Origin of the sequence: Pectobacterium brasiliense (assembly GCF_016950255.1) — a bacterium.
GTDB classification, from domain to species: Bacteria; Pseudomonadota; Gammaproteobacteria; order Enterobacterales; family Enterobacteriaceae; genus Pectobacterium; species Pectobacterium brasiliense.
Map to the genome: position 1 here is coordinate 3,246,446 of NZ_JACGFN010000001.1, position 23,009 is coordinate 3,269,454.

The 23,009-nt window shown below is 55.9% G+C and carries 17 protein-coding genes and 1 pseudogene; 6 read left to right on the forward strand and 12 right to left on the reverse strand.

From position 1 onward, the window contains the following. Position 1 precedes the first annotated feature (1 nt). Positions 2-298 (reverse strand): hypothetical protein, encoded by a 297-nt coding sequence (locus H4F65_RS14430; RefSeq protein ID WP_010281590.1) that lies wholly within the window; start codon positions 296-298, stop codon positions 2-4. 310 nt (positions 299-608) lie between these two features. Here H4F65_RS14430 and H4F65_RS14435 point away from each other — a divergent pair, with 310 nt between their 5' ends. Beyond that, the gene (locus H4F65_RS14435; protein ID WP_010281589.1) at positions 609-1,073 is read left to right on the forward strand and encodes a tRNA (cytidine(34)-2'-O)-methyltransferase; all 465 of its coding nucleotides are present in this window, start codon (positions 609-611) and stop codon (positions 1,071-1,073) included. 62 nt (positions 1,074-1,135) lie between these two features. Here H4F65_RS14435 and uhpT read toward each other — a convergent pair whose 3' ends face one another. The 8 genes from uhpT to cpxR all read right to left on the reverse strand — a co-directional run bounded on the left by uhpT (position 1,136) and on the right by cpxR (position 11,353). Then, a complete protein-coding gene (gene uhpT, locus H4F65_RS14440; protein ID WP_010281588.1) occupies positions 1,136-2,509 on the reverse strand; it encodes a hexose-6-phosphate:phosphate antiporter in 1,374 nt (457 codons plus the stop codon). Positions 2,510-2,645: 136 nt separating this feature from the next. Beyond that, a complete protein-coding gene (uhpC, locus tag H4F65_RS14445) occupies positions 2,646-3,986 on the reverse strand; it encodes an MFS transporter (RefSeq protein ID WP_010281586.1) in 1,341 nt (446 codons plus the stop codon). A gap of 9 nt (positions 3,987-3,995) precedes the next feature. Then, positions 3,996-5,501 (reverse strand): signal transduction histidine-protein kinase/phosphatase UhpB, encoded by a 1,506-nt coding sequence (uhpB, locus tag H4F65_RS14450; protein WP_010281584.1) that lies wholly within the window; start codon positions 5,499-5,501, stop codon positions 3,996-3,998. Then, positions 5,501-6,091, reverse strand: a complete 591-nt coding sequence (uhpA, locus tag H4F65_RS14455; RefSeq protein WP_010281582.1) for a response regulator transcription factor UhpA — start codon at positions 6,089-6,091, stop codon at positions 5,501-5,503. The genes uhpB and uhpA overlap by 1 nt, the downstream gene beginning before the upstream one ends. A gap of 58 nt (positions 6,092-6,149) precedes the next feature. Then, the gene (locus H4F65_RS14460) at positions 6,150-6,950 is read right to left on the reverse strand and encodes a DUF3142 domain-containing protein (RefSeq protein WP_039320196.1); all 801 of its coding nucleotides are present in this window, start codon (positions 6,948-6,950) and stop codon (positions 6,150-6,152) included. Next, on the reverse strand, positions 6,920-9,094 hold the full coding sequence (locus H4F65_RS14465) for a PA5441 family protein (RefSeq protein WP_010281578.1): 2,175 nt from the start codon (positions 9,092-9,094) through the stop codon (positions 6,920-6,922). Before H4F65_RS14465 ends, H4F65_RS14460 begins: the two co-directional genes overlap by 31 nt. A gap of 193 nt (positions 9,095-9,287) precedes the next feature. After that, positions 9,288-10,658 carry an envelope stress sensor histidine kinase CpxA gene (cpxA, locus tag H4F65_RS14470; RefSeq protein WP_010281575.1) on the reverse strand — a complete coding sequence of 457 codons (1,371 nt, stop codon included), beginning with the start codon at positions 10,656-10,658 and terminating at the stop codon, positions 9,288-9,290. After that, a complete protein-coding gene (gene cpxR / locus H4F65_RS14475; RefSeq protein ID WP_010281574.1) occupies positions 10,655-11,353 on the reverse strand; it encodes an envelope stress response regulator transcription factor CpxR in 699 nt (232 codons plus the stop codon). The genes cpxA and cpxR overlap by 4 nt, the downstream gene beginning before the upstream one ends. A gap of 153 nt (positions 11,354-11,506) precedes the next feature. On the opposite strand from cpxR, the gene cpxP reads away from it, so the two are divergent. The 5 genes and pseudogenes from cpxP to H4F65_RS14500 all read left to right on the forward strand — a co-directional run bounded on the left by cpxP (position 11,507) and on the right by H4F65_RS14500 (position 17,167). Then, the gene (cpxP, locus tag H4F65_RS14480) at positions 11,507-12,031 is read left to right on the forward strand and encodes a cell-envelope stress modulator CpxP (protein ID WP_010281573.1); all 525 of its coding nucleotides are present in this window, start codon (positions 11,507-11,509) and stop codon (positions 12,029-12,031) included. 398 nt (positions 12,032-12,429) lie between these two features. Beyond that, entirely contained in the window at positions 12,430-13,617 is a 1,188-nt protein-coding gene (locus H4F65_RS14485; protein ID WP_010281572.1) for a sugar transporter, read from the forward strand. 81 nt (positions 13,618-13,698) lie between these two features. Next, complete coding sequence (gene fieF, locus H4F65_RS14490; RefSeq protein WP_010281569.1) at positions 13,699-14,601, forward strand: CDF family cation-efflux transporter FieF; 903 nt, start codon at positions 13,699-13,701, stop codon at positions 14,599-14,601. Positions 14,602-14,807: 206 nt separating this feature from the next. Next, entirely contained in the window at positions 14,808-15,770 is a 963-nt protein-coding gene (gene pfkA / locus H4F65_RS14495; RefSeq protein WP_010281567.1) for a 6-phosphofructokinase, read from the forward strand. Positions 15,771-16,235: 465 nt separating this feature from the next. After that, a pseudogene (locus tag H4F65_RS14500) lies at positions 16,236-17,167 on the forward strand (LysR family transcriptional regulator). On the opposite strand, the gene H4F65_RS14505 reads toward H4F65_RS14500, so the two are convergent. From H4F65_RS14505 to H4F65_RS14515, 3 genes are read right to left on the reverse strand one after another with little or no spacing between them, the layout of a single operon-like run. Beyond that, complete coding sequence (locus tag H4F65_RS14505) at positions 17,154-17,882, reverse strand: DUF6250 domain-containing protein (protein WP_010281565.1); 729 nt, start codon at positions 17,880-17,882, stop codon at positions 17,154-17,156. The pseudogene H4F65_RS14500 and the gene H4F65_RS14505 overlap by 14 nt on opposite strands. Beyond that, entirely contained in the window at positions 17,882-20,665 is a 2,784-nt protein-coding gene (locus tag H4F65_RS14510) for an exo-rhamnogalacturonan lyase family protein (protein ID WP_010281564.1), read from the reverse strand. Before H4F65_RS14510 ends, H4F65_RS14505 begins: the two co-directional genes overlap by 1 nt. 4 nt (positions 20,666-20,669) lie before the next feature. Continuing rightward, positions 20,670-22,955, reverse strand: coding sequence for a TonB-dependent receptor (locus tag H4F65_RS14515; protein WP_010281563.1), 2,286 nt, complete (start codon positions 22,953-22,955; stop codon positions 20,670-20,672). Between the last annotated feature and the right edge of the window lie 54 nt (positions 22,956-23,009).

Below are 23,009 nucleotides of genomic sequence, written 5' to 3' on the forward strand. Positions count from 1 at the left end.
CTCAGGGGTTCTGTTTAATCGGCGGCGGTGGTGTGGTTCTCTGCGAGCGCTCTAAATCTTTCTGTAGCTGCTGCTGGCGCTGTTGCTGCAACTGCTGATTGCGCTGCTGGAGCTGCTGATTTAACTGCTGTTGCTGCAATTTCTGGCTCTGCTGCATATTCTGCTGCAACTGTTTCTGGCTGTTGATGCCGTTCTCAAACTGCTGCTGAGGTGTGGGCGCTTGCGGCGTGTTAGCGCTTGCCAGAAGCGGCAGGCCGAGCAGGGTGGCACAGGCCAATAATGTCTTAGGATGTTTCATTAAACCTCCACACAAGCCTTCGGCCTGTCGATAAGCCATTTGCGAAACGAAAACGGCAATAATGGGATAGAAGAGTAAAGCGTTTGCGCCATGGATGGCGCAATCCGAGCGTACAGGGATGTATTTACAGCGTCTTTACGATCTATCCATTATCGCCGCTCGAATGCCTTTATCTGTAAGATCAAGTGTAATCGCTGTGGATGAAAACGTCGTGCAGAGTAATCCGCAATCCTGTACGCGCAGGTTTTGGGCACGTGATGTGAATGCGCTATACTGCGGCGGAATTTTTCTTCGTGGTTGACGCTATCTTATGTTCCATATCGCGCTCTATGAGCCTCAAATTGCACCGAACACCGGCAATATTATCCGACTGGCGGCCAACAACGGCTGTACGCTTCATTTGATTGAACCGCTGGGGTTTGATTTTGAAGAGAAAAAGCTGCGCCGCGCGGGGTTGGATTATCACGATCTGGCGAACGTCAGCCGTCATAAAAACTATCAGGATTTTCTGGCTGCGGTTCCCGGTAAACGCATCTTCGCGTGTACCACCAAAGGCAGCCGCCCTTACGATCAGCCGACCTATCAGCCAGATGATGTACTGCTGTTTGGATCGGAAACGTCCGGCCTGCCAGACGAGATTCGCAACGGCTTTGAGTCGGACTTCCGTATCCGTATCCCCATGCAGTCCAATAACCGTAGCCTGAATCTGTCGAATGCGGTGGCGATCATCAGCTATGAAGCCTGGCGGCAAAATGGTTTCGGCGGTGGTTGTTAGGGGAAAAGGAGGCGGAGCCGTCGTCCCTGCGCCTGGCGGAGAAACGACGGCGAGAAGCGGCGTCAGGCGCGTTTAGCCCGGCGAATCTTGCGCTCTTCCAGCACCGCGACGATAGCCATCAGGCAGATACAGGCGATCGCGGCGGTATCCAAAGCGGCAAAGGTGCCTGCCCAGCCGGTTAAACCAAAGATAGGCGTACCATCCGCAATCATCCCCAGCCCCAGTTTAGCGAAGCTATCGCCAATCAGGTAAGCGAAGGTGCCTTTAATGCCGTCTGCGGCACCGATGGCCTTTTTCGGCACAAATCCAACGGCGGCGACGCCGATCAGCAACTGCGGGCCAAACACCAGAAAGCCGAGTCCAAACAGGGACGCCAGATAAACATACTGGTTGCTGGCATGTTGATAAACACCGAGCATGGCGATAATCAGCGAGAGCGCGATACAGGCCACAAGCGCACGGCGTCCGTTAGCGAGGTCGGAAAGGTAGCCCCATAAGAGTGTGCCTACCAGCGCCCCGGCTTCAAAGAGCGTGAAGCCTTGAATCGCGACTTCTTTCGACAGTTTCAATTCCTGAAAGGCGTAGACGGTTGACCACTGATCGATACCGATACGCACGACATAAAGGAAAATATTGGAGAAACACAGCAGCCAGATCACTTTGTTTTTCAATACGTATTCAACAAAAATCTGCCACTTGGTCATGTCATTTTCTTCGGTTTCCTTGTCCTCTTCACTGATCGTTTCGCCGAACAACTCTTCCGCTTTACCCAGACCATACGCTTCCGGCGAGTCGCTGCCGTAGCGCATCCCGATAAAACCAACGATCAGCGCAATGATGGAAGGGAACACGAACATACCGATAACGTGCCCATCGAACAGGTAGTTTGCGCCGAACAACGCCACACCCGCTGCGCCTGCGCCGCCGAGGTTATGCGAAATATTCCACAGTCCCAGATAGGTGCCGCGCTTACGGCGTGGCGTCCATTTGGTGATGGTGGAATAGCTACAGGAGCCGCCGGTACTTTGGAAGAAACCGCTCAGCGCATAGAAAGCGATCATCAAAAACAGGCTGACTGAACCCGTGCCCATGCTGGCGCTGAAGCCTAGCATACAGATGGCGGACAGAATCAGCATAAACGGCAGAAATTGCTTGGTGTTTTTACCATCCGCGTAATAGGAAACCAGCGTTTTCCCCACGCCGTAAGTGATGGAGAAGCCCAGACCGATCATGCCCAATTGGGTCATACTCAGGCCATAGGTTGAGATCATGTCATTCTGCGCAATGTTGAAGTTTTTGCGGATCAGATACATTGTCAGGTAGCCGATAAAGACGACCAGATAGGATTGGATAAAAGGTTTGAACCACATTTTACGCCGTACATCGAGCGGTAAATCGAGTACTGGCTTGCGAACCTGATTAAGAAAACCAAGCATGATGATGTCCTGTAGGAGTAATGGTCAATTCGGACATTTTAAGAAACAGGCTCACCTTATAGCCTGAGACCGGCGTCAGGCCGGAGTAAGAAATTTTCTCGGTTTTGCGAATATTCGCTTAAAAAAGTGACTCAGATCACTCTCCAGCCGCGGGCGTAGCCTCTCTGCGAGGAGCCTGCGCCTTCAGAAAAGGCAGCAGCAGCAGTGCCGACACGCCAGCGGCGACGGCGATAACCGCAAAAAAGCCTGTCCAGTGCCAGCTTTCCATCACACGGGCAAGCGGGTAACCGGAAAGCGACGCGCCCAGATAGGCGAACAGCCCAACAAAGCCCGTCGCGGCGCCTGCCGCGTCCTTATGTGAGCACTCGGCGGCGGCCATACCGATTAACATCTGCGGACCGAAAACGAAAAAGCCGATGGTGAAAAAGCAGGCGGCCTGCATCACGTAATTAAAGAACGGCATCAGCCACAGCGCACCGACGGCGAGCAAGATCCCCACGGTGAAAATCAGCGTCATCGGGCCGCGGTTGCCGTTGAAGAGTTTGTCCGATCCCCATCCGGCCACCAATGCGCCGATGAATCCCCCGACTTCAAACATCGTCACCGCTGAATTGGCCGTAACCAGATTGACGCCAAGCGTTTCCGACATATACAGATTGCCCCAATCATTGATAGCCGCACGCACGATGTAGACCATGACGTAACACAGCGCCAGCAGCCAGATATAAGGATTGGTGAGCACGTATTTGAACAGAATTTGGCGCTGAGTTAAGCCCGCGCCTTCCTGCTGCTGTGAGATGTCCAGCGCATCCTGGCGCCATTCGCCAACGCTCGGCAGCCCTAGCGTTGTGGGACGATCACGCAATCGCCAGCACAGTATGAGCCCGGCGAGAATCGCCAACCCCCCGGCGATCATCATGCCCGCTCGCCAGCCGTAATGCAGCGCCGCTGCGCCGATAACAATCGGGATCAGCGCGCCGCCGACATTGTGCGCCGTATTCCACAGCGCCCACCAGCCGCCGCGCTCGGTGCGGGAGTACCAACTGGTGAGCAGCTTGGCGCACACTGGCGATCCCCATCCCTGAAAGAATGCATTCGCCGCCCACAGCAGGGCAAAGGCCCACAGTGATGATGAAAAACCAAACAGGATATTAATGACGCCAGTGGCGATGAGCCCTACGCCCATGAAATAACGTGCGTTGGCGCGATCGCTGACGATACCGGAAAAGAATTTCGACAGCCCATAGGTGATATAAAACAGCGTGGCCAGCATCCCGATATCGGTACGTTGAAGGATACCGCTGGCGAGAATTTCCGGCACGGCCGAGTTGAAACTCTTACGGGTGAAGTAAAACAGCGCGTAGCCCAGATACAGCGAGATCAGAATATGTCGGCGCCAGTAGCGATAGGTCTCATCAATGACCTGCGGATCCGTTAACGCGGGAGGAGACGCGGGAAATTTCATAAAATTCAACATGGCGATCCCTTACTGCGCCGCCTGAGGCAACGGTAGATTAACGGTAACGCGGGTGCCGTGCATACAAGAGATGGCAAGCGTGCCACCGAGCGCCGCGACGCGCTCTTGCATGCCGATAAGGCCGAAGCCCTTAGAGACTTCTTGCGTTGGCAGCCCTCGTCCATCATCTTCAATGATGAGCGTCACCCGGTCGTGCTGATAACCGACATAGAGCGTGACCGCGCTGGCGTTGGCGTGTTTGACGATGTTGTTCAGCCCCTCCTGACACACGCGGAATAGCGTAATTCGGTGCCCTTCACTCAGCCTCGCCTCATTGATGTGCCAGGAAAGGTGGCTCACGATGCCGTTGGTTTCTAATTCCATTTCACGCATGAGCGATCGCACCGCCTGCTCCAGAGAAAGCTCGTCGAGCTGGCGCGGGCGTAGACGGCGTAGCAGCCGGTGGACGACGTCGTAGACGCCCAACGACAGTTGTTCAATCAGCGCCACGCTTTGCCGCACACCGCTATTTTCCGCAGTCTGGCGCTGTATAATGCTGGCCTGCATACGAATGGCGGTAATGGTCTGTCCGATGTCGTCATGCAGCTCACGGGCGATATCCCGCCGCACGTTTTCTTCCGTCTCCAGCAGCTTTTCTGCCAGTTGGCGATTGCGGGCTAACTGTACCGATAGCGACTGATTAAGTTCCCTGAGACGCTGAATACCGGCCCCCAGCAGCAACCCGGTCAGGCTTTGCGCCAGCAGTGAAAGCAGTAGGTCAACGGGGTGATCGTGCCAGGTTTGACTGGCGATCAGCGCAATGGCGTTCATCAGCATGGCAATCAGCGCGCCCTGCCAGCCATAGTGCCAGGCTAAAGCGATGAGGGGCAATGCCAGGCAAAAAGGCGTGAAACGGGAGAGTGCCTGCGGCAGACCGAGCTGTAACCACAGGCTGACGGAAAACAGCAGCAAATACCAGAACAGATGGCGCGCACGCCAGTTTACGGGCTGAGACAGTAGGGCAGGGCCAAGTGGAAGCCACGTCGCGTTGGCAAGATAATGCCAGATCAGAATACAGGTGGGGGCCAGCGTCAGTCCGCCAGTCAAGGTAACCAGCAACGCCGTGAGCGACTGCTCGCCTTCGCTCAGCCACGGTACGGCCTGAAGTAACCCCGCAGACACCAGCGCGGCGCCTTGCAGCAACAGCGTGTGCCATTCGTCTTTTCGGCGGCAGCGGCGCACCAGCACGACAGGTAAGAGAGACAGAATACCGCCGGCCATCAGCCACGGAAGGTTAACGTTAACGACAGATGACAAGCCCGCCAGCAAGAGCCACTCCGAACCCAGCACGATGAACCAATAGCGCTGAGGACATTGCAACATCAGCCCTAGCCGCAAGCCGAAAGGAAACAGCAACGCCGCCATATCAGGCCGTTCGATGATATGCAGGCTAATGCTCCACAGGCAAAACCAGGAAGCGGAGAAAATGAAAAAGCAGGCGATAACGGCGATTAAGTGAGTGAGTATTGGACGCATTACCAACCATCAAACATACGGCGGGCCAGTTCGACATCGTTACCGACCCCCAGTTTTTCCATCAAATTTGCACGGTGGACGTGGACGGTTTTGGGCGATAGCCCCAATTCTGCGGCAATTTCTTTCACCGCGATGCCTTGCGCCAGCTTTGTGGCAACCTGACGCTCGCGCCGCGTCAGCGGATCTTGTTTACCTGACGCCAGTTTCATCGCAATTTCCGGCGTCAGATAACAACCACCGCGTACCACGGTATGTACGGCGGCAATCAGCTCGTCCGGGCTACAGCGTTTGGAGAGGAAACCGCGAGCCCCTGCCGTGAGAGACTGCTCGATCAGTTCCGGGCTGTCATGCACCGACAGCATGATCACCGCCATCCCTTTGGGCAGCTTTCCCAGTAGCTCTAGCCCTGACATCTCCGGCATGGAAATATCGCAAATACAGACCTGCACGCCACGACCCGGTAAGCCCGCCAGCGCCTCGTGCGCGGAGCTGAATTCGGCGACAACCTGAATATCCGGCTCTAAACCCAGTAGTTGGGCAAAACCAGAGCGGACGATCAGGTGATCGTCAATGAGTGCGATGGTAATCATGGGGGTTCCGGTCGGTCAAAATACGTTCACGGTCATGTTAATCGTGTGCGGAGACAAGTCAAGGTTTGTACGGGGAGGCGGCATGATACGGCGGATTCACCAGGAACACCACTTCCCCGCGATAATACGGTGAAGTGGCAAGGCGCTGCTGCCACTGCGGTTCCCACTTGCCGTGTTGTACCAGCCCCACCCGGAAAGGCAGAGTCAGCTTCATCAGCGCGGGCAGGTACTCGGCGTAATTGGTAATGGTGCTGCGACCCTGATAAGTCTGTACCACCACTTCATCCAGCTTGCCCTGTAAGCGGTTTAACGCCGACACATCACCGGTTTTCGACCAGTCGAGCAGCCCCGTAATACTGAGCTGACAATCTTCGGGTAAACGCGCGCGCAGCTGCGTCAGAAAAGCGACATAGCCTGCTAACTGATAGCTTTTCGCGTCAAAATCGATTTGAATCCCAACCACTTGATTGCCCTGACGCCGCCACTTTTCCCGTAACTTTAGTATCCGGTTCAGGTGGCGATCGGAAAGCTCCAGCGTGGTCATGCGGAAAGCCAGCCAGACGCGGTTAACGCGCAGCTGGCTGGGTGGAATCCCTTGACGCAGGAACACGACTTTACCCTGACGGCGCGCCACTTCGCCCTGATGCAGGTATAGCGTCTGCGCCTGATGCAGAATCGGCTGGGGCCGCACCGCCGCCCATAGCCAGAAGTCCTGATAGCGTGTCGCGTCGACGATGGCGGGCACCGCGTTGATGGCTGAAGGTGCAACGTTAACGGAAACGGCCTGCGTACAGAACGAGAGCAGGCCAGCCAACATGATTAACGGCGTTACCAGTAATAATCGAGCTTGTCTGCCCACACGCTGCCTTTGTACTTGGTTTTCAGCTGGGTAAACCAGGCTTTACGGGTTGCCTTGCTGATGTCCTGTGGGCCGCAGTCGTTATAGCCACTCGGTGCATAGCAGTAGACCGCGCGATACAGGGCATAGGTTTTGTCTTCCGGTGGCGCTTTCGGATCGGCAATCACCCGCATATAACCATCCAGACGATTATATTCGGTGCCGACGAACTGCGTTGGCGCGTTGGTGAGTCCGCTCAACATGCTGCCTTCACCCCAGTCGAAGCCCACGCTGTTATTGGTGCGCAGGAAAAATTCGCCGAGGCAGTTAATCGAGCGGGCGTCATTAGGGCGTTGGTTCAGCGTCGTGACCACGTCATTCAGCGCCGGACATTGGTAGTCTTCTTCGGTGTCGCTGCCGTCCCAGTCAAATGCCGTCAAATCTTCCTGATTCCAGCTTTGATTTTCGCTGCTGACCAGTGGCGCGATATCTTTTCTCAACTGAACATCTTTGAGATAGCTGGCGTAATCACCGTGGGTCAGCGACTTGGTTAACAGCGTATGCAGCGCAATAGCCCGCTCTTCATGGGTTTGCTGTGGGCCCGTTTGCTGACGCAGCAGGTTGGCGTTGGCGCTAACTTTCAGCACGGCGGAACGGAAACGCAGGTTTTTCACCGGGCTGTCGGCGGTAAAGACCCGCTCTGGATGACCTGCCTTGACCAGCGTTTCTGCCAGCGCCAGTTGCAGGAACTGATTTTGTGTGTACCCCATATTGCGCGTTAACAGCTGACGCCAGTGCGCTTCCGCCTCATCCCAGCGCTCCAGACGCACCAGCGCCCGACCGCGTAAGACTTGCAGGCTGAAACGTACGGTATCGGTCAGATCGTTCGCCTGTGTCGCGGGAACGCTGTTAACCACGGCGGCGTAATCTTTTTGACCATAAAACAGCTGCGCGGCCTGAAGGTAGCTAAACGCCTCCTGCATGTTGTCTTTCTCAAACAGCGGCTTCTGCGCGGCCAGCTCGTCAGCGGATAAAGCTGGTAATGCCAGCCAGCCTTCATCTGAACGCAAGCGCTTGAGATCTTGCACCATCGTCAACGGCGGGCTGCCCGGTGCGCTGGTGAACTGCCGATTTTCCAGCAGCTTGTTGTCGATCTCGTCGCTCAATTCAAGGAGTGCTTCGACGTCAGTGGTGTTGTCCAGCTCGTGTTGGTATGTTGTCGCTAAGGCATTCACATCGTCCATAATCCAGTAAGCGCGGCGATACAGCCCGCCAGCGGACTCGATGTAGTGCCCGTCTGGATACTGTTTCAGATAGTCGCCAATCTGCTGAACGGCCAGCTGTGCAGCCGCTTTATCGGCTTTACTGGCATCAAACATGTTGTATTCATCAAGCGCGTGTTCCATCGCTTTATTGATCGCTACGCGAATCAACATATAGCGCGAGGTTTCCGCGACCCACGGCTGTGGTGAAGACGTTAACGCCTGAAAGTCGCTTTCTGCTTCATCAAAGTGACCCTGATAGAACGCCAGCGCCGCGAACAGATATTGCATGAGAGCGCCGGCATGTCCTTCGTCCGGTAGGCTTATAAGACCCTCGTTCAGCGCTTCTTTGGTATACAGCGGGTTGAGGAGATTTACCCGCTGGTGTGCCAGCACCGTGCGCTGTTCTTCGGTGAGCTGTTTGTCTGCCAACAGGACGTCAAAAAACGCTTCCAGCGTGGAAAGCTCATTGGAAATATGGCGTCCTTCGTTATCGTCAGGCGAAAACGTGGAGATCGTGCCCTGAATGGCTAAAGGGAGCTTAAGCTGCTTCGCTTTATTTAGCGCTGAAAGGTAGGGCGCATCTGCCGTGACATCCTCTTCTGAATCAGAAGTCGGAGCCCCTTCCGTGGCAGCAATCCCCATGACCCGGTAGGCCGTAAAAGGGTCGATACGTGAACGTGTTTGATCGGGTAAAGGATGGGGTAACGGAAGCGACATGCTGTGGAGACGGCTTTGCAGCAGCATCAGGTTAGCACGTGTGTCGTTTCCCGGCTGCAAATAGGGCAGGGCGGACATGCCACATTCCGAGTCGGAAAAGCCGCACACTCCATCGCTGGAACTGAATGCCTGACTGCTCATTAACGCGGTCAGTACGCCAGCCAGCAGCGTTACTCCTTTCATGGTTTGTATCCTTCATTCAACACGGGTCTTGCCTGTTTTCGGCATGAGTGGCGATCACTCTACGCAATCGCCTAAAAAACTCAATGCAGTATAACCTTGAGAAGATAAACAGAAAGTGACAGGTGCCCATGTCGGGCACCTGAGAGCGTGTGATAGAAGGGAACGTCGGTGATGGGGAAAGAGTCTGCCTGATTTACCGTTGATGCAACGGCAGCCAGATGATCAGACGCAATCCGCCCAGTGGACTGTCTTCCGCTTTTACCCAGCCTTTGTGCTGCGTAATGGCAGTTTCCACGATGGCGAGCCCTAAACCGCTGCCGCCGGATTCGCGGTCACGCGCTTCATCCGTACGGTAGAAAGGGCGGAAAATTTGTTCGCGATCTTCCGGGCTCACACCGGGGCCATCGTCATCCACTTTGATAGTGATGCCCTGATTATCCACCGAGAAGGCTACTTCGATGTGGTTGTGAGAATAACGCAGCGCGTTGCGCACGATATTTTCCAGCGCACTGTCGAGCGAGGCAGGGTTGCCAAAGAGCGTCCACGGCCCCGGAGGATAAGGGACCTCCAGCGTTTTCCCCATCTGCTCGGCTTCAAAGGCGGCATCGTCTAGCACATTGCCCCACAGTTCATCGGCACGCAGGAACTCACGGGTCAGTTCGTTCTTGTGCTGATTGCGTGAGAGCACCAATAGATCGTTAATCATGCTGTCGAGCCGCTGCGTTTCCGTCTCGATGCGGTTCAGCTCATTACCTTCACCCTGACGCCGACGCAGTAGCGCTGTCGCCAGTTGCAAGCGTGTCAGCGGCGTACGCAGTTCATGGGAGATATCCGACAGCAGGCGTTGTTGTGCGGTAACCATCCGCTCCAGCGCGCTGACCATCTGGTTAAAGCTGACGCCCGTCGCCTGAAACTCCTGCGGACCGGACTCCAGCTCCGGGTGCTGGCGTAAGTTGCCTTTGGCGACTTCGTCGGCCGCGTGTTTGAGCTTACGTGCGGGTTTCGCCAGACTCCAGGCAAGCCAAAGCAGCAACGGTGAACTGATCAGCATGGTGAAGATCAGCAGCAACAAAGGGCGGTCAAACAGCAGGCTAATGAAATCGGACTGCGGACTGCTGGCAGGGCGAATCAGATAAAGCTGGTAGTTGTCATCACCATCGCGGATCGCAAAAGGACCGAGAAGCTCAATGCGGCCGTAATTTTTCTTTTGCGGATGATCGGCGTTATCCGACAGCCCGATAAAATTACGCACAATCGGCGTTTCATGCTTCTCTACGCCGAAGATCCGGCCTTCACTGGTGACCAGAAAAAGGCGCTGTCCCGGCGGAGCCCACTTCTCCAGTACCCAGAACAGCCGTAGCCACCAGCGCAGATCGTTGGCTGGCGTGTTGGCGAGGTCTGCTTCAATGTGCTGTTCCAACATGATGCCCTGCCGCTGCTCGTTTTCCAGCAAGGCGGTAAGCTGGCGCGAGTCCAGCTTGGGCACCATCAGAACCAGCATGAGTACCAGCGCCAGCGTTAACCAAAAAATGGCAAAAATACGAGCGGTCAAACTATTGATCATGCAGCCGATACCATCAAATAGCCTCGTCCACGCAGCGTTTTAAACCAAGGCAGACCGTCCTTGCGTTCTGGCAATTTACGTCGCAGGTTCGAGATATGCATATCGATCGCGCGGTCAAACGGTGTCAGCCGTTTTCCCAGCACTTCCTGGCTTAAATGTTCGCGTGAAACCACCTGTCCCAGCCGCTGTGCCAGCAGGTAGAGCAGCGTGAATTCGGTGCCCGTCAGATCCAGCACGATATCGTCAAAGCTGGCTTCCTGCCGTCCGGGGTTGAGACGCAAGCCGTCGACTTCCAGCGTCGGGGCGCTGTTATCACCTGCCTGCTGTTGATCGGTCCAGTTGGAACGGCGGAGAATCGCGCGAATTCGCGCCACCAGCTCTCGGTCGTTAAAGGGCTTCGGCAGATAATCATCGGCACCCAGTTCCAGACCAAGAACGCGGTCTAATTCGCTGCCGCGGGCGGTCAGCATAATGACTGGTGTTTGATGCTGCTGTCGTAGTTCTTTTAATGTATCGATACCGTTTTTCTTCGGCATCATCACATCCAGTAATAACAGGTCAATGGTGTTATCTAATACCTGTAACGCCTGCTCGCCGTCGTAGGCGACAACGACGTTAAAACCTTCCATTTCGAGCAATTCTTTCAATAAAGCGGTCAGCTCTCTATCGTCATCAACCAGCAGAATTTTATTCATGTTTTCTCTACCTCCAAGGGCAAAATACGACATAGATTAGCGCTATTCCATGACTTTACGTAGTTTTACATCCTCTGACGCATGTTTGCAGCAAGATGCGTAGACTCCTGTTCATTGATTCACAAAATGACGTACCGCTCTGGAGAGTTATTGATGCAACAGTTCGCAACCTTATCTCTTGCTTCACTGCTTATGTTAGGCACTTTTACCGCCTTTGCAGCAGAAAGTGGAGACGCCCCGGCGAGCGGCTGGCATATCGATGATTCCGCCACAAAAGGCGCACCCGGCCAGCAAGGTATGTTCGATGGCGTGAGGCTGACTGAGCAACAGCGTCAGCAAATGCGTGATTTGATGCACCAGAGTCGTCAGGACAAACCGGCGTTTAATGCCGAAGATGTTAAAGCCATGCATAAGCTGGTGACGGCAGAAACGTTTGATGAAGCAGCGGTGCGAGCGCAGATAACCCGAATGATGAGTGTGCAGCTTGAGCGTCAGATTCAGATGACCCGAGTGCGCAACCAAATGTATAACCTGCTGACGCCAGCGCAGAAAGAGATATTAGAGCTGAAGCATAAGCAACGCATGAAAGAGATGCAGCAGCAGATATCCCTGTTTAACCAGATGGCTGCGCCGGCACCAGGTATGACAAGCCATGCCGAGACAGAGAATCCCGAGTAGTAGTGCGAGTGTAGTAAGTAGCTTGTAGTAAGCGTAGTGCAGTCCGAGTAGTAATGTGTAGTAGGTACACACCCTGTTTTTCCTTGCCATAGACACCATCCCTGTCTTTTTGCCCTCCATGATGGAGGGCTTTTTTTTGCCTAAAATTCGGCACGAAAAAGACAGCGTAAGGGAGCGGTAAAGCGTAGAATATGAGCACCAAAAATGATGCTCATGAATGTTCCCTTACCTGTCTTCAGGCTTTTGGCTGACATCCTCATAAAAGCACGCTGAAATACCCTTGGCCGCTCGCCGATTACACGGCGATGTCATACTTTCCCTGTACCATTGCTCCATCGCGTTAGCCTCTGCCACGACAGGGGACGCATTCTTTTATTTTAACTTTTGATATCAATACCATGACCCGTTCTTCCCGTTCGACCGCCTGGTTACGCGTCGTCAGCCTTTCTCTGGCGGCCTTCATTTTTAACACCGCTGAATTTGCCCCCGTTGCGCTCCTGTCAGACATCGCCGCCAGCTTTTCCATGAGCGCCGCGCAGGTCGGGCTGATCATTACGATCTATGCCTGGGTGGTCGGGCTGATGTCGCTGCCTTGCATGCTGATGTCCAGCGATATGGAGCGACGCAGCCTGCTGATCAAAATCTTTATCCTGTTCGCCGTCAGCAATGTGTTGTCCGGTCTGGCCTGGAACTATTGGGTGCTGGTGATCGCGCGTATCGGCGTGGCGCTGGCTCACGCGGTGTTCTGGTCGATTACAGCATCGCTGGTGGTACGTCTGGCCCCCGCGGACAAAAAAGCGCAGGCGTTAAGCTTGTTGGCGACCGGCACGGCGCTGGCGCTGGTGTTGGGGTTACCGCTGGGGCGTGTGGTCGGGCAGTATCTGGGCTGGCGTGTGACGTTTGTCCTTATTGGCCTGCTCGCTGCGGGGATTATGGTTGGTCTGATGAAACTGCTGCCTGTGCTGCCGAGCAGTAATTCCGGTTCGTTGAAGAGTTTGCCTCTCCTGCTTAAACGTCCTGCACTGCTGTGCGTGTATGGCCTGACCGTGATGATCGTAACCGCACACTTTACCGCCTACAGTTATATCGAGCCTTTCATCCAGAAAGTGGCGTTGTTAAGTGAAAACTTCACCACCATCTTGCTGTTGATTTTTGGCGGTGCTGGCATCATTGGCAGCATGCTGTTCAGCCGCTACAGCAGCAAATATCCGGCAGGCTTCCTGATTGTCTCGTTCGCGTTTCTGGCGGTGTGTTTACTACTGCTGCTGCCTTTGTCATTCAGCGGCTGGAGCCTGTCCACGCTGTGTGTCATCTGGGGGATTGCCATTATGGCGCTGAGTCTGGGCATGCAGGTCAAAGTGTTGACGCTGGCATCGGATGCCACCGACGTGGCGATGGCGCTCTACTCAGGAATTTATAACATTGGGATCGGCGGCGGTGCGCTGCTTGGCAATCAGGTGATTGTCCATTTGGGCCTGCCCGACGTCGGTTTCATTGGTGCGGCAATGGCGATACTGGCAACCGTGTGCTGTATTTTTACGTTTATCCGCTATTCCCGTGTGTTAAAAACGTCATTGGCGAACTGAATACGGTAATGACCCAAGCGACCCTTTTTTCCGCCAAGGTCTCCGTTTTCTGTAAAGGTATCCGTTTTACGTGAGGGCATGATGAATCCACACTATGCGCGTCTGGTGACGCTGGCAGCCGTGAGCGCAACGGTCGTGGCGCTAGTGCTGTTCATAATGAAGGTGTTTGCCTGGTGGCACACGGGTTCGGTGAGCCTGCTGGCGTCACTGGTTGATTCGCTGGTGGATATCGCCGCGTCGCTGGTGAACCTGCTGGTGGTGCGCTACTCGTTGCAGCCGGCGGATACGGAACATGCATTCGGCCACGGTAAGGCGGAATCGCTGGCTGCGCTGGCGCAAAGTATGTTTATCTCCGGCTCGGCGCTGTTCCTGATCCTGACGGGGCTGCAACATTCGCTGGAGCCGCAGACGCTGCACGCGCCGGAAGTGGGTATGTGGGTGACGTTCATTGCGCTGGTGGCTACGCTGCTGCTGGTATCGTTCCAGCGCTGGGTGGTGAAGCGCACGCACAGTCAGGCGGTGCGTGCGGACATGCTACATTATCAGTCCGACCTGTTGATGAACGGCGCGATTCTGGTGGCGTTGGCGCTCAGTTGGAAAGGCATTACGCGCGCTGACTCCCTGTTTGCATTGGGTATTGGCGGCTATATTTTATATAGCGCGTTACGCATGGGGTATGACGCCGTGCAGTCGCTGTTGGATCGCGCGCTGCCGGAGGACGAGCATCGCGCTATTGCTGAGGTGATTGTGAACTGGCCGGGCATTCGCGGCGCACATGCGTTGCGTACCCGACGTTCTGGCCCAACGCGCTTTATTCAACTGCATCTGGAAATGGATGACACGCTGCCGCTGGTTCAGGCGCATCAAATCGCAGACGATCTGGAGCAGGCATTACGTGAACAGTTTCCGGGTGCTGATATTATTATCCATCAGGATCCGGTTTCTGCCGTGCCGGAAAATCAGCGTGGCAGATTGACGGCGTAGTCGGCCAGGTTTCAGCATTTTATGTTAAAAACGTGATACGCCATGAAAATTTATGCACAATTTAGCCTGACCTGAATCAATTCAGCTTCGGGTGTTTGTTATAATATGCTAATAAAAGAATAAGGCGTTGCTGCCTGTTTTACGGCAGCGGTGAGTTTACGATAGAAGAATCCTGCAAAATTACATCTACAAGTCCAGAGGTTGTCATGATTAGAAGAATCGGAGTGTTGACGAGCGGTGGCGATGCACCAGGTATGAATGCTGCAATTCGTGGTGTGGTTCGCGCTGCGCTATCGGAAGGGCTGGAAATTTTCGGTATTTATGATGGTTATCAGGGCTTGTACGAAGATCGCATGGAGCAGTTGGATCGCTACAGCGTATCGGATGTGATTAACCGTGGCGGCACGTTTCTGGGCTCCGCGCGTTTCCCGCAGTTCCGTGATGAAGCAGTGCGCCAGGTCTGCGTAGAAAACATGAAGAAACGCGGTCTGGATGCGCTGGTCGTCATCGGCGGTGACGGTTCCTATATGGGGGCCAAGCGCCTGACCGAAATGGGTTTCCCTTGTATCGGCTTGCCCGGCACGATCGATAACGACGTTGCGGGTACGGACTACACCATCGGTTACTTTACCGCGCTGGAAACCGTGCTGGAAGCGATTGACCGCCTGCGCGACACCTCCTCTTCACACCAGCGTATTTCCATTGTTGAAGTCATGGGACGCCACTGCGGCGACCTGACGCTGGCGGCGGCGATTGCCGGCGGCTGTGAGTTCATCGTTCTGCCAGAAGTGCCGTTCAGCCCGGAAGATCTGGTCTGTGAAATCAAAGCGGGCATCGAGAAAGGCAAGAAACACGCGATTGTGGCGATCACCGAACTGGTGTGCGATGTCGATGAACTCGCGAAATACATTGAGAAAGAAACGGGACGCGAAACCCGTGCGACCGTACTGGGTCACATCCAACGCGGCGGCTCACCGGTTGCCTACGACCGTATTCTGGCCTCACGCATGGGTGCCTACTCCATTGAGCTGTTACAGCAGGGCTACGGCGGCCGCTGTGTCGGTATCCAGAATGAAAAAATGGTGCACCACGACATCGTTGATGCCATTGAGAACATGAAGCGTCCTTTCAAAGGCGACTGGTTGGATACAGCGAAAAAACTGTTCTAATCCACGAAAGCTGATGCGCTCTATCTCTTCGTCCATTTTTATGCAGATGTTGAGATAGTTTCGTGCGCGATAATGACATTATTTTCATGCTACCTCGTAGCACGCGCCCGACACGGGACGGCTCAAGCGCCGCTCGCCCCGTGACCCCAGGCTTTCGGCGCGAATTATGCCGCTACGCGGTGCCTTCGTCGGTATCTGGCTTAAAGGACCGCTTGCGACACGTTCCCTACGTGGCGCAAGCTTGAGCCGCATCCTTGCGGCTCATCCTAAGCCCGCTATCTCCTCAGCATAATTTTTTACGCCGGATAACGGCAAAACTCGCGATGTCTCTGGGTTGGCGTACAAGAGACCGCGCTGCATATATAACCGACGAGAATATAAACATCGGTTTTATTATTTTTTCTGCACCAACAGACCTGCTAGCCTGCCTATTCCTTCCGTCTTGATGACACGCCGATTGCCGCTATGAATATCGATCTTCGCCAACTGCGCCACTTTATTGCCCTGATTGAGCATCGCAATTTTACGTCGGCGGCACAGGCGATGAAGCTTTCCCAATCCGCTTTTAGTCGCAGCATCCAGTCGCTGGAGCAGACCATTGGCACCCGCCTGATTGATCGCATGAACCAGTTGGAGCCGACGCCGAAAGGATTGGTGGTGCTGGAACACGCGCGTCGCCTGATTAATCAGACGCACGACCTGTTTAACGATATTCAACAGTTCAATGAGAAAGAAGCGGGCGAAGTGAATTTTGGCTGCGGTCCGGCTCCCGCCGCCTGGCTGATGCCGCAGGTGATCGGGGCTTTCTCGCGACATTACCCAAAGGTACGAATGGTCTTTCGCGTTGATAACTGGCAGGCGTTGGGCCATCGGCTGATGGCCGAAGAGCTGGATTTCATCGTGGCGGATATGCGCAACTTTGAATTTGATACCCGCTATCGCGTACAGCCGCTGAGCCAGCATCGCTGGGGATTTTGCTGCCGCAGCGGACACCCGCTGGCGACGCAGGAAGAGATTACCGTCGAGCAGTTCTTTTCCTATCCGCTGGCGGCAACGATCCGCCCACCCAACCTGCACCGCGCGCGCTGGTACAGCTGAGCGGTAAGCTAGATATTCGTACCAGCATTGAATGTGAGAATGGCTACAGTCTGCTGGACGTAGTACGTCATTCGGATGCCATTGGGACGACCAATCATTTCAACGAGCCCGACCGGCACGGTATTCACATGTTGAAGATTGCTGGTCTGGACGACAACACCGATGAATTTTATACCCACTACGGCATTATTTATCTGGCGGATGCCCGCCTATCGTTGCTGGCGCGCAAGCTGATTGAAACCTTCGTGCAGGTCGATAGCGACCTGCACGGTACACCGGTGGCGCTTACAGCGGAGTGATGCTGAACTCGCTGATTTCCTGACGCGAAAATACCGTCCGAAAGCCGAAATAGCCCGGAGCCGGCGTATTCGGATAGCTGGCGTGGAAATAGAGCACATCGTCGACCCAAAAACGGGTTTCCCGGCGATCCACTTCAATCACGATGCGATAGCGATGATGAGGACGCAGCAGATGCGCGGCATCGGTGTACTCGCCGAGCAGCAGGCGCTCGCCGTGACCGTCGTAATAGCGAAAACGCGTGGTGCTGTTCCAGTTACCGCCCATCCCGACATAGTACAGATTCAGGCTGTCATACTCGTTGAGCTTGCCGTACCGGGTAAACAGGTTCGGGTGGTGCAGGTCGCGCGCTGCCCAGAACTGGTTCAGGTCGGATACGCGGTCGTAAGGGCGATCGGCGACCAGAACTTCCCGCGTAAAGGCGATGCGATAGGTGCCCGAGAGTGGGGCATCCAGCCAGATCGTCAGCCCAGCGGCGCTTTCCAGCGTCAGATGCTCTGGCGTTGTCTGGATCGTGGTGCGATCAGGATCTTCCTGCTCCACCTGCCAACGTAGCGGCTGGCCAGCGGAATCCGTGGACCAGAGAAACGTTGAACGGTGTGGTGAATCGATAATTTCACGCGTGCCGTCTGCCTGCGGCGACAGTAGGAGCGTGTTTTCAGTACAGCCTGGGTCAGTCATGATGATGTCCTGTAGCGTGCCGCCGGGTGGCGGCATTAAGAAGAGGGAATGTCATCCAGCAAAGCCAGCAGGGCGATGGCCGTTAATCCCCACTGGGCGACGGCGTTGGTCGCCAGATTGGTGGCTGCGGTGCTGCCAGAATGTTTATCAATGGTGGAGTCAATTAGCGGCTCGTTGATGGGATAGAGCACTGTAGGGGGTGTTAAGCGCCGCTGTTCGAGCGTTGGATGGGCGATGCCGCCGCTACCAGCGGTAAACTCTGCCCAGGCGCGCTGTGCCAGCGCGCGATCGTTCAACTGTCGGGCGGCAAAGGCGGTCAGTCGGGCATGTCCCTGAGCCAGATTGAGCTTTTTCACCGTCTTGCCCACGGCCACACTTAACGCGACGGGGTCGTTATACAGTCGGCAGTAGTCGAGCCACGCGCGCGTAAAGGTGGGATCGGGCAACGCCTCAACCAGTTCGCTACAGATTTCCGTCAGACCAAAAACCGCGCTGAGGTGTGAAATTTCTACCTGATCCGCAGGCGCGGGAAGAAAGCGGCCGGTATCGGGGTCAATGGCCGATCCACCGGTGAAAAAGCCGTGCGGCTGGGCTGCAATGGTTTGCATACTGGTGAGCAGGCGTGCGCGCATTGCCGGATCGCCGTGCCGCTCCCAGGCGGTTAGCCACGCGGCAGCGACGGCACCCCAGTCGGTGCCGAAACCCAGGCTGATATGATTGGGGTTATCGGGATGTGTCTGTCCTATTTTGCGGCCGGGCAGCACGGTGCCAAGCGTGCGCAGCGCCTCGACCTGTTCGTCCATCAGTTCACCGATGCGCTCATCGGCGGTGAGATAGTAGAGAAAGCGGCGGTTGGCGACGGTAGAAATGCGCAGCTGTTTGGCACTGTCTCCCCAGTGGCGGACATTGTGCCGCGACCCCAGCGGACTAAAGCGTCCCAGATGGTGTACGTCAACTTCGCCCGTGTGGCGCGTCATGGCTTCCGCCATGCGAAACGCCTCGGCGCGCCCGCTGTGCAGGAAGTAATACCAGAGCCACAGATCGGTGCTGAGTTCCGAGTTATCCCACGCGTAGCCACCCACATCGTAGCGCCAGACGTGACGGTCGCTGTCATAGGTGTGCATCACGTCGCCGAAATCCCAAAAGCCGTACCATTTGCGCTGTTCGACTTCCTGCTGATAGACGTCGAAATACGCATCCAGCTGTTTCTCCAGCCTGATGCGGCCGGGCGTGGTGGCAGAGGAAAAAGGGGCGGAAGCGGGTGCCCACAGTGTGCCAAATGCCTGCGCGCGATGCAGATCCTGTGCGCCCGCCACCAGCAGCGGTGGTTGCTGCATGCGCCGCGCCCGATTCACCAGATCTTCCGCGTCTGGCGTTGCAGGCAGTACATCGATAAACAGTTCGCTGGTGCGCGCCACGCCGACCGCCGAACCGAAGCCCGGTTCATAATCTTCGTAGGTAATTGCCAGCCCTTCGCGCTGTTTGTCATGGGTATCCTGACCCAGCCCGTCGTGATAAAAGCGCATATCCATCGGTTCTGCCCACGGTGACCACAGCCAGAGCGTGACGGTCGCGGTGTCGGTGTGGGCATTGTCGATTTCCAGACAGGCCGGGTAGCTCTGCCAGAAATGACGCAGGCCGAACGCTACGCCACCTTTCGGCGTACCCAGATAGCCGACGCCAGCTGCTCGTTCGCCCGTAGCAGAAAGGAGCCAGCCCTGTCCGGCAGCAGTGCGTTTGTGTATCTGGAAGCCGTCAGGGTGGTGCTGCGTCAGGCGGTAGCTGCCAAACGCGGGGATGTAATCTAGCCGTTTCCCGACCTCCGGTGAAAAATCCGCTATCGGCGGCGTGGCTTGCCCGGCTAACTGTGCCGTGATAACGGCTGCGCCGGGATCGCGCCGTAGCCCACTCAGGCCGCGTACCGCCTCACGAAAGAGCCCGCCCTGATCCGAAACGAAGCGTACGTGGCGATCGTGCAGTTCTCCCTGTAGCGGAACGTCGAACGCCAGACCCAGCCCTTTCAGGCTGAGGTGGTCGTCGTCGTTGTCATAGATCAGCGTGTGTATGACGCGCAGTGAATCGGTGTTCGCATAGCTATACAGCCGGATAATAAAGGGGATGTGCGTCACCCCCTGCGGTTGCGCGTGGTGTGTACCGCGTAGCGCAATCACCGTCCGCTGCGGCCCATTTTGCTCCACCGTAACCGTCTCGATCACGCCCTGATAGGCATCCTGCGTCAGTGTGCTATCTGTTTCCGTCCCTCGCTGCATGCGCAGCACCAGCCTACCGTTGGTTAACGCCAGCCGATTATCCCGCCAGATCTCTTCGATCAAATGGGTGCCCGAACGAGGAATCACGCAGCGAATGTGTCCGGTATCCACCGTCCAGCCGTGGGCATGTTCGCTGACCATCCCGGAACCCGATAACTCCTCTGCTTGGGCTGTCGGACGCAGCGTTAATCCGTCTTCCGGCGGGGTATCGCCGCCCAGTGCATGTGCTGACCATTTAATCGATCCGTCCGGCCACCGAGCCAGCGGCCAGCTTTGCAGGTCATAAGCTCGCTGCTGCGCGTCATGCAGTTGGAAACCACTGTCGTTGCGCACGGCCCCCTGCGGCCAGGGAACGCCCCAGGTCACGCCGGTGAAAGCGAGAGGGCGCTGTCCGTCCAGCCAGCGCAGGCTGACCTGCGGCACCACTTCACCAGCGTAGGCAGAGGCAAGCGGCGCGGCGGCGTGCGCAGATCTCCAGAACGGTGCCGACAGCGCCAGCAGCGTGCTGTCGCGCAGGAAGCGTCGGCGTGAGTAAGCCATCTTGTCCATGACGTTAGCCCTTGAAATCGTAGCCGACGGAGATCCCGACCATGCGCGGTTCACCAATCACGCCCGTTGTGGCGCTGGAGCCTCTGACGGAGCGGTAGTAGTTTTTATCCAGCGCGTTTTTCACCCACAGCGACACGTTCCAGCGGTTGTCACCTTGCTTGCCGCTCAGCCCGCTAGACAGGTTAAGGACGCCGTACGAAGGAATGCGGTTGGATTCGGAGTCGTCGAGCGTGCCGTAGGCCCAGCTCCGCCATGACCATTGACCGGAAACCGAGGCTTGCAGGTTATTTGGCGTATCCCATTGATAACGCACGCGCGTGTTGTAGCTCAGAGTTGGGGATTTAAAGACGCGCTTCCCAGACATATCGCACGACACGGCGGAGATTTCTGCTGGGCAGCGGGCGTTAGGGAAATTCAGGTAACTGGCATCCAGAACAGTACCGGCCAGACTGATGCTCAGGCCGTCAACAGGACGCAGCGTTAACTGCGTTTCGCCGCCGCGCGAGCGGAACTTCCCGGCGTTAATCAGATAGCTGGTATCCGTTTCTTCGTCATAGGCGTTGTTCTGGAAATCTTCGACGACGCTCCAGAACAGCGCGGTATTCCATTCCACTTTGCGCTGTAGCCAGTGGGTTTTAACCCCCAGCTCCGCTGAACGGGTTTTTTCGGGATCAACGTACAGCGAATCAATCCCCAGTTGCCTTGCTGCACCGGAGGACACGTTCAGGCCGCCGGATTTTTCCCCGTAGCCTAACGTGACGTAAGGCGTGACATTCGGTGCCGCGAACCAGTTCAGGCTGATGGAGCCAGAGGGCAGATGGTTGGTTTGCGAGAGCGGACCGGAGTCAAAGGTGGCGCGATTTTTACGCTGGAATGTTCCCTCTTTCTTTTCATAGGTTTGACGCAGACCGACAATGACATCCAGTTTATCGGCGGCATGCCAGGTCCCGCGGCCATAGACGGAATAGACGGTGTCATCCAGCGTGCCAAAGCGCTGAACGTTAATGCCCTGATAGCCATTTCCGACCCACGTCCGCACGCGGTTGTCGTTGTAGTAGCGACTGTTTGCCTCGGTATCGAGGTTCTCACCCCAGTAATCGACGCCCACTGAATAATCGAAGGTGTTGCCTTTGGGCGAATCGAGCCAAAAACTTTGTGACCAGACGCGATCGCGTACGTCAGCGCCGCTGTCGCGATAGAGTGGGATATTCCAGTTATCCGCCGTGCTGGGCAGCACGCGGAAATAGCGCAGTGATGACAGAGAGTTGAGGCTATAGCCGCTCTTCAGCTTCCAGTTGGCCTCTACCGAGCCACCGCCTTGCGCAACACGAATAATATTCTCGTCATCCATCGCGACCTGACGACCGCCGACGACCTTGAGGCCAGTTTGTTGCGCGCGGGTGCGGAAATCGTCAGTTGCACTGACCAGTACCGAGACCGGACGCTGCGTGGAATCGCTGTAGTCGCCGGTGATTCTGAGGCTAAAGCTGTCATTCGGCTGATACAGCAGCTGACCGCGCACGCCGTTATTGGTGCTGCCTCCCAGCTTATGGCCGTTTTCGATATTCGTGACGTTTCCGCCACGCTCCGTGCGTGACAGGTTGATGCGTCCCGCCCAGTGGTCGCTGAGTGGCCCGGACGCCATCAGTTTGGATTGCAGATAGCCGCGCTGCCCGAACGATTGCTCCAGTGAATATTCAGGCGTGAAGGTCGGCTTGCGGGTGCGAATATCAATTGCGCCGCCGGTGGTATTGAAGCCGTAAGCCGCGCCCTGCGGGCCTTTCAACACGCGGGTGCTGTCGATATCCAGCAAATCATTAGAGATGACGCCGGGGCGGGACAAGTAAACGCCATCGACAAACAGCCCCACGCTGCCCGGCATACCGATATTCGTCCCGCTCTCGCCGCCGTCGCCAATCCCGCGAATAGTCACGGTAGTATCCATTACATCGACGGTATCGACATCCAGCCCTGTTACCAACTGCGACAGTTCTTCAAAGCGATAAACCCGTTCTTCTTCGAGCGTTTTGCCATCGATCACCGATGCCAGCGTGGTTGGTGGCTGAACGGGCACACGCTGAGCATTCACTTTCACACGCTTTAGTTGAACGGGGGCGGCGGTTGCTGCCTCGGTGCCGGGTGTGATCTGTTGTGATGGGTTATCCGTTGTGATTTGCGGATCGGCTGCTCGCGCCATAGCAGGAAGCGTTAAGACGCAGCTCATTAAAATGCCGGACGTTATGTTGCGCTGGTGTCTTTTTAAATACGGTTGATGTTTTTTTAAATACATAGCTTCTTCCGAATATCGTCAATAGGCTGCCGATTGCCGTGAAATTCACGGCAA

What these genes read in the sequence shown, in the direction of transcription:
- H4F65_RS14430 (WP_010281590.1), bottom strand. Translation starts at nt 298, where the DNA reads ATGAAACATCCTAAGACATTATTGGCCTGTGCCACCCTGCTCGGCCTG.
- H4F65_RS14435 (WP_010281589.1), top strand. Translation starts at nt 609, where the DNA reads ATGTTCCATATCGCGCTCTATGAGCCTCAAATTGCACCGAACACCGGC.
- uhpT (WP_010281588.1), bottom strand. Translation starts at nt 2,509, where the DNA reads ATGCTTGGTTTTCTTAATCAGGTTCGCAAGCCAGTACTCGATTTACCG.
- uhpC (WP_010281586.1), bottom strand. Translation starts at nt 3,986, where the DNA reads ATGTTGAATTTTATGAAATTTCCCGCGTCTCCTCCCGCGTTAACGGAT.
- uhpB (WP_010281584.1), bottom strand. Translation starts at nt 5,501, where the DNA reads ATGCGTCCAATACTCACTCACTTAATCGCCGTTATCGCCTGCTTTTTC.
- uhpA (WP_010281582.1), bottom strand. Translation starts at nt 6,091, where the DNA reads ATGATTACCATCGCACTCATTGACGATCACCTGATCGTCCGCTCTGGT.
- H4F65_RS14465 (WP_010281578.1), bottom strand. Translation starts at nt 9,094, where the DNA reads ATGAAAGGAGTAACGCTGCTGGCTGGCGTACTGACCGCGTTAATGAGC.
- cpxA (WP_010281575.1), bottom strand. Translation starts at nt 10,658, where the DNA reads ATGATCAATAGTTTGACCGCTCGTATTTTTGCCATTTTTTGGTTAACG.
- cpxR (WP_010281574.1), bottom strand. Translation starts at nt 11,353, where the DNA reads ATGAATAAAATTCTGCTGGTTGATGACGATAGAGAGCTGACCGCTTTA.
- cpxP (WP_010281573.1), top strand. Translation starts at nt 11,507, where the DNA reads ATGCAACAGTTCGCAACCTTATCTCTTGCTTCACTGCTTATGTTAGGC.
- H4F65_RS14485 (WP_010281572.1), top strand. Translation starts at nt 12,430, where the DNA reads ATGACCCGTTCTTCCCGTTCGACCGCCTGGTTACGCGTCGTCAGCCTT.
- fieF (WP_010281569.1), top strand. Translation starts at nt 13,699, where the DNA reads ATGAATCCACACTATGCGCGTCTGGTGACGCTGGCAGCCGTGAGCGCA.
- pfkA (WP_010281567.1), top strand. Translation starts at nt 14,808, where the DNA reads ATGATTAGAAGAATCGGAGTGTTGACGAGCGGTGGCGATGCACCAGGT.
- H4F65_RS14505 (WP_010281565.1), bottom strand. Translation starts at nt 17,882, where the DNA reads ATGCCGCCACCCGGCGGCACGCTACAGGACATCATCATGACTGACCCA.
- H4F65_RS14510 (WP_010281564.1), bottom strand. Translation starts at nt 20,665, where the DNA reads ATGGACAAGATGGCTTACTCACGCCGACGCTTCCTGCGCGACAGCACG.
- H4F65_RS14515 (WP_010281563.1), bottom strand. Translation starts at nt 22,955, where the DNA reads ATGTATTTAAAAAAACATCAACCGTATTTAAAAAGACACCAGCGCAAC.